Here is a 16,663-nt window from a genome sequence, read left to right as displayed (position 1 = left end):
CGGAAGTACTGTAAAAATCAAAAATTATCCCTTGTTCAATATTTTTTTAAGCAACGAATCTTCAATTGGAGCTATGATTTTGACAACTTCATTTATATTATCATTTGGGATAGTCATCGACAGAACATAATGCTTGATTTTCCATTCGCTTCCTATTTTTACCAAAACTCCCGAACCTCTGCAAATTTTCATGTGAGTGTCCAACAACTCATCGAACCAAGCCAATTTTCCTGATTTATCAAAGTAAATATGACGCTCAATTGCTTTAAAATCCCACGCTTTTCCTTTGTCAAAATAAGGCTTTGCAAATGCCTGAAACGCTTTTTTATCCCAGTTCTCGGTTGGATCGGTTCCGATAAAAATGGCATCTTCGGTCATCATTCCAAAATAGATTTCGGCCTTAGCCTCAGCAGCCGCTTTGTGCCAGGCATCAAGCGTTCGATTCACCTGTTCTTTTTCATCAAAAACTTTATAATTCAATGAATCAAAACTAACTAATGTCAATACCGCCAAACTCAAAAATAATGTTCTCATACTTTAGCTTTTTTTTCTTTTGGAATACTTCCTAGTTTAATTTTCATTTCTCCATTTTTACCATCCACAACCAACAAACGAACAACCACTCCTTTATAGCGTTTGACTTCCCTTTCTTTTAAGTCTTTTATTTTATAATCATCCTCCGGATTTCTCAAAGGAATTACCAAGCCCAATTGAGTTCCTTTCTTGAACGAATAAACACCTTCAACGTCAAAATTCAATACATTCGAACTTACTTTAAAATAATCAACATTCACCAAACTACCATTTATCGAAGCTTTACCTGATAAATCATTAAAAACAATATGGCTTACATTTCGGTTTGGAAATGCATACTTACCTACTTTCATTATTGGTTTAAAATTAATGAGTGACCCATTACTGATGTCATATTGAAAATTCCCTTTGGCAGAATCATCAACCAAATCGCCATCTTGGGTCATCTTTACTGACAAATCAGTTTTGACAGAAAGTTTTCCTTTTATGTTTTGAGGCTGAAAAGATTTAACCCCAAAATTTTTGAACGACGTTAAAAACTGAGGGATATCAACCGAAGCAACATTTACATTTGTTTGGACTTCAAAAAGATTACCTTGTGGAATCAGATGGGAATTGAAAGTAATTTTACCGCCACAAGTTTCAATTGCCCCTTGCTTAATGTAAAAACGTCGGTTATTAGCCAAAAGATTAATTTTTGCATTGGTCGCGGTCAAATTAGAATACACCATTTTGTCCAGATTCAAATTAATAACCACTTGGCATTTTTCAACAAGTGCAATCCTTTTCTTGGTATCAGCTTGGCTAACCGGTTTTTTTGCTTCTTTTGGTACTTCTTTCTTGGTTTGACCATGAGCTAAAACCCCCATGAATTTTTTCATATCCAAAAAAGGACTGTTGATATTCAAAACAGCTACCATTTTTGCAGGATCGTCATAATAGAGATTAAGGAAATTGTCGATTTTTCCATCTACAAAAACAATGTTTCTGTCTCTTTGATACTTTATATTTCGGATAAATAAAGCCTCATCAGTAAAATCAAGAAGAACATTGGTTTGAAAAGCAAGATTCTTAGATTTAAGAAGCATATTGGCCTTTTCGATATTCACTTTTCCTGTAAAACGAGGTTTTGAAATTCGCAATGCCACAATATCGACATTGAATTTAAAATCAACTTTGGCTGTTCCTCCGTTAAATTTTATAAAATCATCACCAAAAATATTCCCAAGCTTTTCTACATCAAATTTGGAATGAAAATCTCCTGTCGCAACCGGTTTTTCTAAATTACTAATAGCAGCAGACGGAATAGTTATTGGTATCTCTTTATAAGTTCCTGTAAAGTTTTTGACAATAATAGCCGAATTGATATCATTGTAACCCAAACCATTTTTGAAATTATTGGTATATCGCGCTTCAAAACTACAATCTTTGGTTTCCCCTTCGGACGAAACCAATACGTTATCCTTAATTTGGGCATCCACAATAATTTCGGGATCACCTTCAGCATTCATATCTCCTTTAATACTACATTGAGCATCCAAAGGTTTTGTGATGTTAAAGTGATTCAGGATTTTAAAAATATGAGGATCCAACAAATGTGCCGCATTCAACCACAGAATATGGGTTTTTATATTGATGTCCATCATTGGATGGTCCTTATCCAGACCAAAACTGGCTTTGATATCAAAATCATCATCGCCAATTCCGAGTCCTTCGGTAAGCACATCAATTTTATTTTTGGATTTAGAGAATTGAACTGCTAATTTTCCTTTTACCCTTTTGTCTTTTATAAAACTCCCTTTTTTGGTATTGAAAGCCATACTTTTTGCAAAAACATCAAGATGTAAGTCTGTTCCCCAACCATCATCATTATAATTCATTTTACATTTTAAAGAATTCACTTCAAAATGAAACAATTTATTTCTTTGTAAATTTTGGGATATGAAAACCACATTCTTAAAATCAACCTCACCAATCTCGGTTTCAGTTTTACTTTTGGGTTTATTTGTTTTTGGCTTAGGTTTGAAAATATTCGAATTGGAAACGCCGTTTTTATCTTTAAACAAATCAATTTTAGTGTCTATCAATACTACTTTCTCGATATCAACTTTTTTGTGCAACAAACTCAGAACATTCAATCGCACTTCGATTTCTTCAGCTTTCAGTACGCTTCTTTTGTGTATGGCATACAAACTATCTTGAAGCTCTACTTTGTTCAAAACAACAGTAAAATTTGGGAAACCAATCAAAAATTTATATCCAAGATCACCAATACTCGCGTGTCCTGAAATATTCTCATTGATTTTTTGATTAATGCTGGTCAGTATAGTCTCCTTATTTTGGTTGAAATAAATCCGCAATCCAATGAAGAGAACAAGTATTAGCGCTAAAAAACCGATAATAAAAAAACTTATTCTTTTTAAAATCTTTTTAGCTCTACTTGTTTTAAAAAAATCTTTTGCTTTTAACATAAACTCTTTCATACCAATTATTTAGACGTTATTCACTATAAAAATATTTCTTTTGGCTTTAACTATCAGAATTTAGAGAGCCAGCTAAACAAACCGACCTTTATCAAAGTTAGTATAATATATTACAAAAACGGTCGTTATATCTTAAAAACTTTAACACTACAACGCAATTATATTCAACTATTTGAATTCATTTTTCATCCAATTCAAAATACTTGTTTAAAAGCATCTTTGTAGTATATTATGCAAGAATTGAAAAATTGTAGTACTTTTGAACTAATTATGCCCTTTAAGGGTTTTAACCTTAAACAAAAAAATATGAAATCATTAAAATTTTTATTAGTAGGTACTTTCATAGTATTATTGTCTAATTCAGCTTCAGCACAAGCTTGGGGAATAAGAGCAGGGGTTAACATTTCTGATGTTAATGTAAAAGGTTTTAACACAGATGCAAAAACCGGACTTTATGTTGGTGCTTACAAAGAAATTGGATTGGTGAAAAGCATGCTTTTTATCCAACCTGAGGTACAATATTCACAAGAGGGATTTGACACTAATATTGATCATGTAAAAGTTGATTACCTTACTGTACCTATTTTGGCTAAACTATATGTTGTTAAATTATTAAGTTTTGAAACAGGACCACAATTTGGATTTAAAGTTGCAGACAACGCGTCGGATTATTTAAATTATGATGCAAACAGCTTTGTTCCTTCATGGGCTTTTGGAACATCTCTAAATTTACCTTTAGGATTGTCTATAAATGCACGATACATTACAGGCTTGAATGATACTTTTGATGGTGTTTCAGGAAAAAATCAAGTTTTTCAAGTTGGAGCCGCTTTCCAATTTTAAAGAAACCACACCAACCTTTTCTTATATTAAAAGTTGCCTTAAAGCTCATACCTTTAAGGCAACTTTTTTTGTACATTTATGTTGTCTCTAATCCATTTTAGCTATGAGAAAATATATTGTATTTCTTATCCTCTTTATTTTGGGTTCCTCTCTTTCTATGTTCTCCTGTAAAAAAAAAGATGATACCAGTCTAAAATTACCACCTACCATCAATACCCTTACCGAAGTAAAAAGCCTTCCTTCATTTGACAGTACTTTGGTCAACACTTTTTTTAAACATTATCCTGAACTACAAAAATACCAACAAGAAACCACCGAATTATATCAAAAACGGAAGTATCAATACATTTGGTTTGACAATAAAGGCATACTTGAAGTAAGCCAAATCCTTTATGGCAAATTAAATAATATGGAAGATGAAGGAATTAAGACCGACATTCCGTACAAAGAAAAGCTGGAAACCCTTTTCCAGAAGACAACCGAAGATCAAAATGCTACTGTCAATGATGAATTGTTACTTACCTCTCTTTATTTTTTTTACACCCATAAAGTTTTAAAAGGAATAGACAGCCAAAAATCATCTGAATTGGGTTGGTATTTGCCTCGAAAAAAGAAATCCTATGTCAATTATTTAGATTCTATTATCGCCAATCCTTCGTTAATCAATAAAAATGAAAAAGAAGTATTGGGTCAGTATTACAATCTGAAAGAAATGCTTAAAAAATACAGAAAAATACAAAAAAACAATTCCTGGGATTCCATAGTACTGGACTCCAGCCAAATCTCCCTGAAGCTTGGCGATTCCTCGCAGACCATTGCACAAATCAGACAGCGATTGTTTATTTTGGAGGACATTGCAACCGACTCCAAAAGCTCAATATACGACGATGTTCTTAAAGCCGGAATCACAAAATACCAAAACCGCAACGGACTACGCGAAAACCCGATTATTGACAAAAGAATAATAGCTTCTTTGAATGTGCCTATTGAAGATCGTATCAAAACCATTACCGTCAATATGGAACGTTGCCGTTGGATTGATGTTGATGTTGCCAAAGCCAAAGAATTAATCGTGATTAATATTCCCTCCTATCGATTAAAGTATTTTAAGGATGGGAAACCAGTTTTAGTTTCCAATGTAGTCGTTGGAAAAGACATGAACAAGACAGTTATTTTCAGTGCCGATATGCGTTATATTGTTTTTAGTCCGTATTGGAATGTGCCTAAAAGCATCATCACAAAAGAAATCAATCCAGGAATAGCCAAAAATCCAAACTACCTGTCCCAACACAACATGGAATGGAATAATGGTGTCCTTAGACAAAAACCAGGTCCAAAAAACTCATTGGGTTTAATAAAGTTTTTGTTTCCCAATAACAATTCCATTTACCTGCATGACACCCCCTCTAAAAATTTATTCAATGAAGAAAAAAGGGCTTTCAGTCACGGTTGCATACGAGTGGAGAAACCGGTTGAATTAGCCAACGAAATTTTAAAAGATGATAAAAACTGGACTCCCGAAAAGATTGATTCTGCCATGCATAGTGGCAAAGAATCCTGGTACACACTAAAAAATAAAATCCCGGTTTACATTGGTTATTTTACCGCTTGGGTCGATAACGAAGGGGTTATCCATTTTTATGACGATGTGTATCAAAGAGATGATCGATTAGCAACGATGTTGTTTGAGGAATAAACCCGAACTAATATAAAACAGGAAAGGCTATCTATAGAGACAGCCTTTCTTGTTTTATGCGATGATTTAAATTTATTAATGCACTTTCTGCTTATCGAATGTAGTAGTGAGTGTTTTTTTGATTTTATCCAAAGCTCCGCTAAATGCCTTTTCGAGCGAATCAGCATGTTCTGTAACAGCTATGGGTTGCATATTGGCAGGTCTTGCTTCGATAAGACAACGTTTGTCGTTTACACCTGATTTGGCACTATTTTCATCCCCAAAATGCACTTCGATACGCGTCACTTTGTCATCAAAACGAGCTAGCACTCTTTCTATTTCCCCAGAAAAATAAGCTTCCAATCTATCGCTTCCTTCTACATTTTTGTCTGTGTTGATTTGTACTTTCATATATCTGCTAATTAATTATTTTTTACTTTATTCTCAAATATAAAAATTATTTTCTGGAAACAATTCCGTTTTAGCAAAAGATTATGAAAGAAAAAAGCCGTTTTATTTTAAAAACTTAAGTCTTTAAAAGCAAAAAAAATAGTGAATAGTAAATAGCTTTAATGATTAGTTTTGTTTTTTCCGCAAAGCGATTTCCTGTTGAATAATATCAATACAATCTTCCAGCTTTTTTTCTATTTCGTGACTCCAAAAACGGATTACTTTCCAGTTTTGGGATTCAAGGTAATTAGTAACCTCAACATCCCTTTGAATGTTTCGCTCTATTTTCTTTTGCCAAAACTCGGTATTGGTCTGCGGTTTTTTTCTGTCTTCCCAGTCTTTTCCATGAAAGAATTCTGAATCCACAAAAATGGCAATTTTAAGTTGTTTGAAAGTAAGGTCTGGCTTGCCGAAAACAGTCTTATTGTTTTTTCGGTATCGGTATCCTAAACTCCATAAGGCTTTGGCCAATCGCACCTCATCTTTGGTATTTGTGCTGCGAATGGCTCGCATAATTTTACTTCTCTGTTCTTTGGAAAACTTTTCCATTACTTAGATAATTACTTATCAAAGATAGTGTCTAAATGATATTCCAGGAATTCTTTTCTAGGTAAATATTTTACGGCCTCAATAATCTTTTGATTTTCGATTGGAGCAAAATAGTTTTTATAGAATAATGTTTCTTTTTTGCTTTTTATTGAAGTTGAAAGCAAAACATGATGATTTTTATTAATGCCAATTAATCCTTTATCGAATGCTTTGTCATAAAGGGCAGAAAGACAAATGCCGTTCTCGGGATTTAATCTTTCATTTTCATTTTTTGACCAAGGAACAATATGACTTGCTAATAATAATTCAGGAATATCAATTCCTGTAATGGCGCATTTGGAACTGTAATTGGTTAAAACCATTTGTCTGAAAACAGATTGATTTACTCTGGTTTTTACTTCTCGAACAACAGTTTCTCCTTTTAATCCTTTTAAATCTAAAAGAATATCTCGGTATTTCTTTTCTATTGAAGTATTCTCTTTTTGGGCAAGGATTTCTTCACTTAGAAAAACTAATTCTTCTTGATTATGAAAGAACTCATCCCAAATTGGTTTTACTTGATTCATACCTCCTTTTAACCCCCCAACTCCTCTTTCTTGATGATATGGATCTATACTCGCAAAATTTCCTAATCGCATTCCAATCGAACTTGGTGTTCTTCCTAAAATATTTGCCAAAGCAATAACTTTTGGATTACCCTTATGTGTTTTCCCAAATTCAATTTTTAAATACAAATTAAAAGCAAGTATTAATTCTTCACGAGTCCAAAGATTTTTTTTAGCCATATTGTTATTTAATACATTACAGACAAATATAAATCTTTTAAATCTAAATATGAACGTTGTTTTAATGCTGAAAAACACGAGCCACTTATCATATTTTATAAGTTTAAAAAAAACGCCAATCTTTCGACTGACGTTTTTGGTTTATAAAAAGGTTTATTTTAATTTTCTTCCTCTAAGTTTTCCATTTGTTTTTCTAAAACTTTATCGGTTTTAATTCTCTTGACGGTTTCCTTTCGGGTAATCAACATTGGGATGGCCACTCCTGCGGCTAAGGCCAAAATGATCAACAAAGCCGAAAGACCGTTGTTTACCGTTTCGAAAAAGAGCTTGGTGTAAACATCAGGATCTTTTTCGGCGGTTAATTTCATCACCCCAACCATAGCTTTGTAGGCAAAAAATCCAGGAATCATAGGTATTAATGCTGGAAGTGCAAAAGTCATTGGAGGTGCCTTGCGATAATGTGCTGCCAATACACTGAAAAATCCAATAAGACTAGCACCGCATAGGGCAGCAAAAATCAATCCTACTTCAAGTGATATCAAATAAAATTTAAGCAATCCTCCTAGTGCCGAAATGATATAAATAATCCCCAACGTCCTGCGTGGTACATTAAACAATACGGCAAAACCAATTCCTGCGCAACCCAGCCAAATTCCTTTTTCTAATAATGCAAAATCCATTTTAGTGTAAATTAAAAATTAATAATGAAACCATTAATCCCAATGAAATGGCAAAAGCGATAACCAATACATTTACACCTCTGGTGGTTCCGTTTAATATATTTCCGTCAATTAAGTCCGAGAAGGAATTAATCATAGGCACTCCCGGGATTAAAAACAATACCGAAGTGGATAAAGCATGAATGAATTCTACTCCAGGATTCAAAAAAGAATAAAGCCCAACCAAAAACGAAGAGGTTAATGAAGCAAAAAAGATGCACACATAAAAATTAAATTTGAGTTTCATGGTTTCCTGTCTCACAAAAAGCCCGACCAAAGTCCCGGAAAAACAAAGGATCATTTCTACTAACCCGCCTCCAAACAATCTACAGAATGAGGCTCCTGCCAGCGCTACCAAAAACAAAACCAATCCCCTTGAATACAAGGGTTTGCGGTCTAACTTTTTTATTTCGTTGTTAATGCGTTCCACCGACCATTTTTCTTCTACAATTTTCCAACTCATCGTACTGATATCTGAAATGAGATTGAAATTAAGATGCATATTGGGCACCCATTTTACACTGGTAAATGTTTTGATATTGTCTTTGTATGTTAAAGTAATCATCAAGGCGTGATTGGTAATCATTAAATCCGAATCACAACAAAAAGCCCCTGCTATTCTACTGATGGTAACTTTTACACGTTCGGTATTGGCTCCTGAAACGATGAGTAAGGAACCGATTTCCAGGAGCATTTCTCCTAGTTCGTACTTGTTTGGTTTTGCAACAATTTCCATATAAATGCGGTTGTTTTTTTTTACTATCAAATTTAGAGAATTAGCCCATTAAAAAACCTGATATTTTGCACAAAATTTAATTTATTAAGAGAATAAATAACAAGTGATTTCTATCGATTTCGCCTGTTTTTAAGAGCAAAAAAGTAAGCAAAATATGCTATTGGCTTGCTAATTTCTGATTCAAACCTTAATTATTTGACATCATTTTTTGGTCATGAAACAAAAAAAAACGCCAATCGAGAGACTGGCGTTTAAAAAAATAGTTTTGATCGATCTTTTATAAAAAAGCTTGCCGCTTAGAACTGGATCAAGCTTTTTATTAAACCATCTATAGGTTTTTAGGTAATGAAGTAAATCCCATATTATATAAGGTAAAGGCCTGAATGTCGCAACTTTCCTGAATTGTAGCAGCCAGTGATTTTCCTGCACCGTGGCCTGCATTAATATCGATTCGGATTAAAACCGGATTTGCACTTGCCTGTTTTTCCTGTAGCTCGGCAGCAAATTTAAAACTGTGCGCAGGAACTACTCTATCGTCATGATCGCCAGTAGTTACCATTGTTGCAGGATATTTAACGCCTTCTTTTACATTAGCCACTGGAGAATAATTTTTGAGATATTCAAACATTTCCTTGCTGTCTGCCGAAGTCCCGTAATCAAAGGCCCAACCAGCTCCCGAAGTAAAAGTATGATAACGCAGCATGTCCATCACGCCCACGGCCGGCAAAGCAACCTTCATTAAATCTGGACGTTGTGTCATGGTAGCTCCAACCAATAATCCGCCGTTGGATCCACCACGGATGGCAAGAAAATCAGAAGACGTATATTTTTTGCCAATTAAATATTCGGCAGCGGCGATGAAGTCGTCAAAAACGTTTTGTTTCTGCATTTTGGTTCCTGCATCGTGCCATTTTTTACCATACTCCCCGCCTCCGCGAAGGTTGGCCACAGCGTAAATTCCGCCATTTTCCATCCAAACAGCATTCGAAACACTAAAGCTTGGTGTTAAACTGATGTTGAATCCACCATATCCATAAAGTATAGTTGGATTTTTACCATCTAGTTTTACTCCTTTCTTATGTGTTATTATCATTGGGATTTTTGTTCCGTCTTTGGATGTATAAAATACTTGTGTAGAAACATAATCCTCACTTTTGAAATCAACTTTTGACTTAGCATAAACATCCGATTTTCCTGTTTTTGGATCAAACGAATAAATGGTCCCCGGCGTTATATAATTGGTAAACGAATAATAAAGCGTTTTCTCTTCTTTTTTGGCACCAAATCCTGAAGCAGTTCCTAGTCCCGGCAAATGGATTTCACGTACCAATTTGCCTGAGTAATCATATTGCTTCACAATCGATACAGCATCTTTCATATAATTGGCAAAAATATATCCTGCTCCGGTGGTAGGAGTCAATACATTTTCGGTTTCAGGAATTACGTCTTTCCAGTTTTCAGGTTTTGGATTACTGAAATCAACACTCACAATGCGTTTGTTTGGCGCTTTCCAATCAGTTTCTATAAACAATTTGCTTCCCGAATTTTCTATAACATTACTGTCACTTTTAAAGTTATCCACAATCGTTATGATAGGACTATTAGGTTTGGTCAAATCCTGAATGTATAATTCATTTCCGTAAGTAGAATTGGCAGCTGTAATTACGAGATAACGATTATCTTCGGTTACACTTCCACCTACATAACGGCGTTTTTGGTCGGCACCAAAAATAACTTTATCGTCTTTTTGAGGTGTTCCCAATTTATGGTAATACAATTTATGTTGGTCGGTTTTTGCAGAAAGCTGACTCCCCTTTGGTTTATCGTAACTGGAATAATAAAATCCTTCGTTTCCTTTCCAGGCTATTCCGCTGAATTTAATATCCACTAACGTATCTTCAATAATCTTGAAATTATTGACATCCATCAAAATCACTTTTCGCCAGTCACTTCCTCCTTCAGAAATAGAATAGGCTGCTTTAGAACCGTCTTTGGAAAAATCCACTCCGCCTAATGAGGTTGTTCCTAATTTTGAAAAAGTGTTTGGATCAAGGAAAACTTCTTCTTTTCCCTTGTCATCTTTACGGTACAAAACCGCTTGATTCTGCAGTCCGTTGTTTTTGTAGTAATAAATGAATTTCCCTTCTTTGAATGGTGCGCTTATTTTTTCATAATTCCAAAGCTTTTCAAGTCGGGATTTTAATTGGTCTCTAAAAGGTATTTGTGACAAATAATCGTAAGTCACTTTGTTTTCTTCTTTTACCCAAGCAGCTGTTTCAGCCGATTTATCGTCTTCGAGCCAACGGTAAGGATCTTTTACTTTAGTATCAAAATAAACATCAACTGTTTCCCCCTTCTCGGTTTTGGGATACGTTAATGGAGTTGTATTTTGGGCTTGTCCCAAAGAAGCCATTGAGGTAGATGCTGCCATCAGAATTAGGATTTTTTTCATACTCTGTTAGTTATATATCTAACAAAAATAGAGGTTTTTTTTAGGAAATTACAATTTAAAAGTAAAGGTGAAATTATTAATTCTTCTTTTTTCCAAAGAATATTAAATTTAGAACAATTCATTTGAAAAAACAAAAGCACCTATATTTCTATAAGTGCTTTTGTTTTTATGTGGAGAATATCGGATTCGAACCGATCACCTCTACGCTGCCAGCGTAGCGCTCTAGCCAAATGAGCTAATCCCCCAAATCTTCGGCGCAAATATAACATATAATTATAAGAATATGCAAATTTCAAAAAGACTATTCTTCAAATACAAAAAAATAATCATTCACGTTAGTTACTTTTTTAACTTTACATCAAAATACACCTTATGCTGACACCCGATAAAACAGGTTCGCTTTTAACAACCATAGACAACAAAATTGCCACCGTACAGTTTGGACATCCTGCGAGTAACTCTTTCCCTAGAGTATTATTGGACAGGTTGACCAATGAACTTACTTTTTTGAGTGATAATCCGGATATTTCCATAATTGTTTTAAAAAGCGAAGGCAACGGAGCCTTTTGTGCAGGCGCTTCCTTTGATGAATTGCTTGCCGTAAGCACGCTTGATGAAGGCACCCGTTTTTTTACCGGATTTGCCAATTTGATCAACGCTATGCGCTCTTGCAAAAAAATAATTATCGGGCGCATTCAAGGCAAGGCTGTTGGTGGAGGTGTTGGCATCATTGCAGCTTGTGATTATGCATTTGCAACTCACGAAAGTGCAGTAAAATTATCTGAACTTGCCATAGGAATCGGTCCTTTTGTGATCGAGCCAGCCGTGAGCCGAAAAATTGGAAAAATGGCAATGTCAGAAATGACTTTGGGAGCTCACGAATGGAAGACAGCCTATTGGGCACATCAAAAAGGATTATACGCCAAAGTATTGGAAAACCAAGAAGAACTTGACCTAGAAGTAATTTCTTTCTCCAAAAAACTAGCAGGTTACAATCCGGAAGCACTTGCCGAAATAAAAAAAATATTTTGGGAAGGAACTGCACATTGGGACAAATTATTAAAGGAAAGAGCTGCAATTTCAGGTAAACTGGTTCTATCCGATTTTACAAGAAACGCTTTAATCAAATAACAAATGACCGCTTTCATTTTACTGCTTCAAAAAATAAACATAGACGAAAAAATTAAAAATGCTCCCGACCAGGGCTATCAAATAGGGGTTCTTATAGGCTCTTATTTGCCATTTGTTATATTGGTTTTACTGGCCTATTGGACTTATCATCGAGCCAAAAAAAGGAAAGAGTAAAACATTAGAAGTTAGAAATTAGAAGGCAGAAGTTAAAAGTCTGAATTCTGAAATTTAAAACTGAGCCCTTGAAAAAACTAATTCTTTGCAGCATTATTCTTTGTTTTTTTATTTCCTGCCAACAACAAGAGCAGCCCAAAATCTCATTTTATTATTGGAAAACAATTTTTAGGCTTTCGCCAAAAGAAAAAAAAATATTAACCGAAAATCAAGTCGAAAGATTATACATTCGGTATTTTGATATTGATTTAAATCCGCAAACGGAAAAACCCTTTCCAAGAACTCCGATCCAATTTGAAAATACAACTTCGGGACTTGAAATCATTCCTGTTGTGTATATCAAAAACAGAGTAATGCTCGACAAAAAATTAGACATTTTGGATTTGGCAAAAAAAACAAACAGTTTCATCCAACAAATCAATTCAAAAGACAATATTGCCATTCAGGAAATCCAAATTGATTGCGACTGGACTCTTGAAAGCAAAGACAATTATATGCGGTTTATTGAAGCCTTTAAAAAAGTTTCCGCTAAAAAACTATCAGCAACAATTAGGCTTCATCAGATAAAATATTTTAAAAAAACAAAGATTCCGAATGTTGATCGAGGCGTATTGATGTATTACAATATGGGGAAAATTGCTGTCGATTCCTTAAATTCGATATACGATCAAAATATTGCCAATCGCTATTTAGCAAGTCTAAAAAACTATCCATTACCATTAAATATTGCCCTGCCTATTTATTCCTGGGGAATTCACATCAGAGACGGAAAAATAATTGGTTTAAGAAACAAAATTGATACCAATAATTTAAAAAATAACAATAGTTTTGTTCTTACAAAAAACAATTGGTTTGAGGTTAGAAATTCCAATTTCAACAGCGGTATTTTTTATAAAAAAAATGACCAGATAAAAATAGAAACAATCTCAGCTACAGATTTGCTCGAAATGGCAAATAATCTTGATGAAAACATTAGTCAAAATCCAAAAGAAATCATCTTTTATGATTTGGACGAATTTAATTTGAAAAACTATGAAGAAGGCTTTTTTAAAGAAATTATTAATCGCTTTTAGTTCCCTCGCCCTTTTGGTTTACGGAACTATTTATGCCTGCGCAGATGGCGATTGGGGCTGGTCATTTGATTCCAACTTCACTCCCGAAACTTTTGTGGATAAATCTTATTCACCTCTTTTCTTATCCGCAGACTTCTTTTATGGAATTGGTTATGATACCGAACATACAACAAGATTTAACGAAGAAAATATCAAAGACTGGTCAACTTATCTCGAAGGTAAAATAAACGAAAAAGACTTAGCCTTTTTCCTGGCCGATTCAAGTAGCGCCGATGTCACAAATTTGGTTGTCCATTACAAAAACGGAAAAACGAATAAGTTAGTTGAAAAATGGAATAAAAAAATCAATTTAAACGAAAGTAAAATAAAAGACTTTTTGTCCTTTCTAAATGATGCACAGATTGTAGAAACCTACTCTACTCAAAAATTCGATTCCTGGAATTATGACGAAACGGTTAAGCACGAATCCCTGTCAGATGACAATTGGATCAAATCAATGGAAAAAAAATACAATGATAACAAAGATCCCTTTCTCAAAAACAGGTACTGGTTCTTAGTCATTAAAGCCGATTTCTATAGTGATAAACCGGAAAAAGCTATCACTTTCTTTAATCAAACCCAAAAATTAGCTCCCAAAAACACTTTGTATTACAGAGCATTGGCCTATATAGCCGGTATTGAATACAAACAAAAAAATTATGCTAAATCCAATTACCTCTACAGTCAGGTTTTTGACAAATGTCCGACAATGAGAGTTGTTTCGGCTTATTGTTTCCACCCACAAGAACAAAAAGACTGGAAACAATCTTTGTCAATGGCTAAAAATGATGATGAAAAAGCAGCGCTTTGGGCGATTCAGGGCTACTACAATGACGAAGAAAAAGCCATAGCAGAAATCTACAAACTACAACCAAAAAACCAACATCTTGATTATTTATTGACCCGATTAATCAATAATCAAGAAAACAAAATTGACCGATCTTTTAAAGACAAAACTGTAGTTGAAAATAAAAAAAGAATAAAAGACAGTATTCCTAACTCAACAATTAATTTGGTTTCCAAAATTGCAGAATCAGACAAAACATCCAAACCATATTTGTGGAATGCAGCAGCTGGTTACCTTGAAACACTAAACGGAAACTACAAACAAGCCGACAAAAATTTTGACAAAGCCGAAAGCAAAATGCCTAAATCTAACTTGGCAAATGACCAGATAAGGCTATTGCGATTTGTAAACAACTTGAGCAAAATTGACCAACTCACTCCTGAAAACGAAAAAACGGTTCTAGTAGATTTATCGTGGCTGTATTTTGAATTACCTCAAAAAGCGATTGAGAATTTCCGCTATCAAAATGCAACTGAATGGAGCAAAAACTATTTGGCCGCATTATACCGCAACCAAAAAAACACCATAATGACCGAGATTTTCAATCATGAATCTGGCTTTTATGACAATGAAAAACAGCTGCTCGACATGAAAGCTTTTTTGTCAAAAACAAACAAAACAAAAATGGAACAAATTGGCGCGGCTATTTATGAAATAAAACTGCGCGACATTAACTATTTCCAAGGCGTTAAAGCTACTTTCGAAAACAAAATTCCCGAAGCCATTGCTTTTATGAACCAATCGGATAATATGCAAAAAACCAATTTTTACGGAAATCCTTTTCTTGGAAATATCAAAGACTGCCACGATTGTGACCATCAAGCTGCTCAAAAAAAGAAATACACTATACTTGACTTCTTAACTATTATTCAAAAAATGCAGGACAACGTAAGTAAGGGAATTGATGTTTACAACAACAGTCTTTTGCTTGGAAATGCTTTTTACAACATCACCCATTTTGGTAACGGCCGATTGTTTTATGAGGGAAATATTGCTGGATACGGTTCAACCCCTGATTTTTTCAGAGACCCAATTCGAGAAATGATTACCAATTGCTCTTTGGCGCAAGCCTATTACCAAAAAGCCTTTTTGGCTGCCAAAAACAATGAACAAAGAGCCAAAACACAATACATGCTCGCAAAATGTCAGCGTAACGATTTCTACAATAAAAAATACTATTCGCAAAATTTATCCTCTTGGGATATTCAAGATGATAAAACCAACTTTATTCCTTGGTTAGGTTTCAAAACCCTAAAAGCCAATTATTCAAAAACCAAATACTACAGGGAAATTATTAATGAATGTGGGTATTTCAAGACTTATGTTCAACGATAGATTTCGTTTTTTAATAGTTTGGGCGTGCCACCGTTGAGAAAAGGGGCTTACATACAGCACCTTTACAGAGCCCCTTTCCTCAACGCTGTCGGGCTATCCATGCTACTTCGGTAGCTTATTTCTATCCCTCACGCAAATTCCAATCACGAATGAGCCATTGCCATACAAACAATGCTTATCCTCGCTCCCGGGATTTTTAACAGCGCTTTGGAACAGGCTTCCAGAGTTGCTCCGGTCGTCAGAACATCATCGATCAACAAGAAATGTTTATTAGTGTTTTCTTCGGAGAAAGAAACATCAAAAACAGTTTCAATTCCTTCTGTTCTTCCCAAAAGGTTTTTCTTCGATTGCGTTTTAGAATATACTTTCCGTTTCAAAATTGCATTATCTAAAGGAATTTTAAAATTCTCTGACAAAGCCACACCAAAATTCATAACTTGATTATAACCTCTTTCTTTCAGCCTTTTTTTATGCAATGGAACAGGAATAATTACATCCACATCTTTCGCGACTGCACAATCTTTTAAATCCGATGCATACCATTCGCCCAAAAAACTTCCTATCTCTTCATGCCCTTTGTATTTGAGACTATGAATCATTTCCTGAACCATTCCCTTTTTGTGGAAATACAATAATGCCGAAACATGCTCAACCGGAATTCGTCCATAAAATTTTTTGAATGCTTCATTTTCGGGATCTAAATGATGATTCGTCAAAGGCAATTCATGCCGGCAAACTGTACAAATTATGGATTCATGTGTCCCCATAAATGATTTACAGCCAGCACAAACCTTTGGAAAAAACAAATTTATCAGGGAATTAAACATAAAAAAATTGA

At 34.5% G+C, this 16,663-nt stretch carries 14 protein-coding genes and 1 tRNA gene; 5 read left to right on the top strand and 10 right to left on the bottom strand.

Annotated features, from left to right (window positions below; all coding sequences use genetic code 11):
* Positions 1-24: 24 nt before the first annotated feature.
* Entirely contained in the window at positions 25-534 is a 510-nt protein-coding gene (locus OZP12_RS03305; protein WP_281227629.1) for a nuclear transport factor 2 family protein, read from the bottom strand.
* The gene (locus tag OZP12_RS03300) at positions 531-3,017 is read right to left on the bottom strand and encodes an AsmA family protein (protein ID WP_281227628.1); all 2,487 of its coding nucleotides are present in this window, start codon (positions 3,015-3,017) and stop codon (positions 531-533) included. The genes OZP12_RS03305 and OZP12_RS03300 overlap by 4 nt, the downstream gene beginning before the upstream one ends.
* A gap of 306 nt (positions 3,018-3,323) precedes the next feature.
* On the opposite strand from OZP12_RS03300, the gene OZP12_RS03295 reads away from it, so the two are divergent.
* Positions 3,324-3,860 carry a porin family protein gene (locus OZP12_RS03295; protein ID WP_281227627.1) on the top strand — a complete coding sequence of 179 codons (537 nt, stop codon included), beginning with the start codon at positions 3,324-3,326 and terminating at the stop codon, positions 3,858-3,860.
* Between the two features lie 103 nt (positions 3,861-3,963).
* Complete coding sequence (locus OZP12_RS03290) at positions 3,964-5,556, top strand: L,D-transpeptidase family protein (RefSeq protein WP_281227626.1); 1,593 nt, start codon at positions 3,964-3,966, stop codon at positions 5,554-5,556.
* A 75-nt stretch (positions 5,557-5,631) separates the two neighbouring features.
* On the opposite strand, the gene OZP12_RS03285 is transcribed toward OZP12_RS03290, so the two are convergent.
* The 7 genes from OZP12_RS03285 to OZP12_RS03255 form a co-directional block, all read right to left on the bottom strand.
* Positions 5,632-5,946, bottom strand: coding sequence for an HPF/RaiA family ribosome-associated protein (locus tag OZP12_RS03285; protein WP_281227625.1), 315 nt, complete (start codon positions 5,944-5,946; stop codon positions 5,632-5,634).
* Between the two features lie 165 nt (positions 5,947-6,111).
* Entirely contained in the window at positions 6,112-6,534 is a 423-nt protein-coding gene (locus OZP12_RS03280; protein ID WP_281227624.1) for a very short patch repair endonuclease, read from the bottom strand.
* 11 nt (positions 6,535-6,545) lie between these two features.
* Entirely contained in the window at positions 6,546-7,319 is a 774-nt protein-coding gene (locus OZP12_RS03275; protein WP_281227623.1) for an HNH endonuclease, read from the bottom strand.
* A 158-nt stretch (positions 7,320-7,477) separates the two neighbouring features.
* Positions 7,478-7,999 (bottom strand): threonine/serine exporter family protein, encoded by a 522-nt coding sequence (locus OZP12_RS03270; RefSeq protein WP_281227622.1) that lies wholly within the window; start codon positions 7,997-7,999, stop codon positions 7,478-7,480.
* Position 8,000: 1 nt separating this feature from the next.
* Positions 8,001-8,774 (bottom strand): threonine/serine exporter family protein, encoded by a 774-nt coding sequence (locus OZP12_RS03265; RefSeq protein WP_281227621.1) that lies wholly within the window; start codon positions 8,772-8,774, stop codon positions 8,001-8,003.
* Positions 8,775-9,102: 328 nt separating this feature from the next.
* A complete protein-coding gene (locus OZP12_RS03260; protein ID WP_281229120.1) occupies positions 9,103-11,205 on the bottom strand; it encodes a prolyl oligopeptidase family serine peptidase in 2,103 nt (700 codons plus the stop codon).
* A 192-nt stretch (positions 11,206-11,397) separates the two neighbouring features.
* Positions 11,398-11,471: transfer RNA gene (locus OZP12_RS03255), tRNA-Ala, on the bottom strand.
* Positions 11,472-11,598: 127 nt separating this feature from the next.
* Here OZP12_RS03255 and OZP12_RS03250 point away from each other — a divergent pair.
* The 3 genes from OZP12_RS03250 (at position 11,599) to OZP12_RS03240 (ending at position 15,825) form a co-directional block, all read left to right on the top strand.
* Positions 11,599-12,357: an enoyl-CoA hydratase/isomerase family protein gene (locus OZP12_RS03250; RefSeq protein ID WP_281227620.1), complete on the top strand. Its 759-nt coding sequence runs from the start codon at positions 11,599-11,601 to the stop codon at positions 12,355-12,357.
* 242 nt (positions 12,358-12,599) lie between these two features.
* Positions 12,600-13,604 carry a hypothetical protein gene (locus OZP12_RS03245; RefSeq protein ID WP_281227619.1) on the top strand — a complete coding sequence of 335 codons (1,005 nt, stop codon included), beginning with the start codon at positions 12,600-12,602 and terminating at the stop codon, positions 13,602-13,604.
* On the top strand, positions 13,564-15,825 hold the full coding sequence (locus OZP12_RS03240) for a tetratricopeptide repeat protein (RefSeq protein WP_281227618.1): 2,262 nt from the start codon (positions 13,564-13,566) through the stop codon (positions 15,823-15,825). Before OZP12_RS03245 ends, OZP12_RS03240 begins: the two co-directional genes overlap by 41 nt.
* Positions 15,826-15,968: 143 nt before the next feature.
* Here the strand turns inward: OZP12_RS03240 and OZP12_RS03235 are convergent, their stop codons facing one another.
* A complete protein-coding gene (locus OZP12_RS03235) occupies positions 15,969-16,652 on the bottom strand; it encodes a ComF family protein (protein ID WP_281227617.1) in 684 nt (227 codons plus the stop codon).
* Positions 16,653-16,663 lie beyond the last annotated feature (11 nt).

This window comes from Flavobacterium aquiphilum (assembly GCF_027111335.1).
Taxonomy (GTDB): Bacteria; Bacteroidota; Bacteroidia; order Flavobacteriales; family Flavobacteriaceae; genus Flavobacterium; species Flavobacterium aquiphilum.
Note: the sequence above shows the minus strand (reverse complement) of the source record. Positions and strands in the feature narration are given on the sequence as shown.

What these genes read in the sequence shown, in the direction of transcription:
- OZP12_RS03305 (WP_281227629.1), bottom strand. Translation starts at nt 534, where the DNA reads ATGAGAACATTATTTTTGAGTTTGGCGGTATTGACATTAGTTAGTTTT.
- OZP12_RS03300 (WP_281227628.1), bottom strand. Translation starts at nt 3,017, where the DNA reads ATGAAAGAGTTTATGTTAAAAGCAAAAGATTTTTTTAAAACAAGTAGA.
- OZP12_RS03295 (WP_281227627.1), top strand. Translation starts at nt 3,324, where the DNA reads ATGAAATCATTAAAATTTTTATTAGTAGGTACTTTCATAGTATTATTG.
- OZP12_RS03290 (WP_281227626.1), top strand. Translation starts at nt 3,964, where the DNA reads ATGAGAAAATATATTGTATTTCTTATCCTCTTTATTTTGGGTTCCTCT.
- OZP12_RS03285 (WP_281227625.1), bottom strand. Translation starts at nt 5,946, where the DNA reads ATGAAAGTACAAATCAACACAGACAAAAATGTAGAAGGAAGCGATAGA.
- OZP12_RS03280 (WP_281227624.1), bottom strand. Translation starts at nt 6,534, where the DNA reads ATGGAAAAGTTTTCCAAAGAACAGAGAAGTAAAATTATGCGAGCCATT.
- OZP12_RS03275 (WP_281227623.1), bottom strand. Translation starts at nt 7,319, where the DNA reads ATGGCTAAAAAAAATCTTTGGACTCGTGAAGAATTAATACTTGCTTTT.
- OZP12_RS03270 (WP_281227622.1), bottom strand. Translation starts at nt 7,999, where the DNA reads ATGGATTTTGCATTATTAGAAAAAGGAATTTGGCTGGGTTGCGCAGGA.
- OZP12_RS03265 (WP_281227621.1), bottom strand. Translation starts at nt 8,774, where the DNA reads ATGGAAATTGTTGCAAAACCAAACAAGTACGAACTAGGAGAAATGCTC.
- OZP12_RS03260 (WP_281229120.1), bottom strand. Translation starts at nt 11,205, where the DNA reads ATGGCAGCATCTACCTCAATGGCTTCTTTGGGACAAGCCCAAAATACA.
- OZP12_RS03250 (WP_281227620.1), top strand. Translation starts at nt 11,599, where the DNA reads ATGCTGACACCCGATAAAACAGGTTCGCTTTTAACAACCATAGACAAC.
- OZP12_RS03240 (WP_281227618.1), top strand. Translation starts at nt 13,564, where the DNA reads ATGAAGAAGGCTTTTTTAAAGAAATTATTAATCGCTTTTAGTTCCCTC.
- OZP12_RS03235 (WP_281227617.1), bottom strand. Translation starts at nt 16,652, where the DNA reads ATGTTTAATTCCCTGATAAATTTGTTTTTTCCAAAGGTTTGTGCTGGC.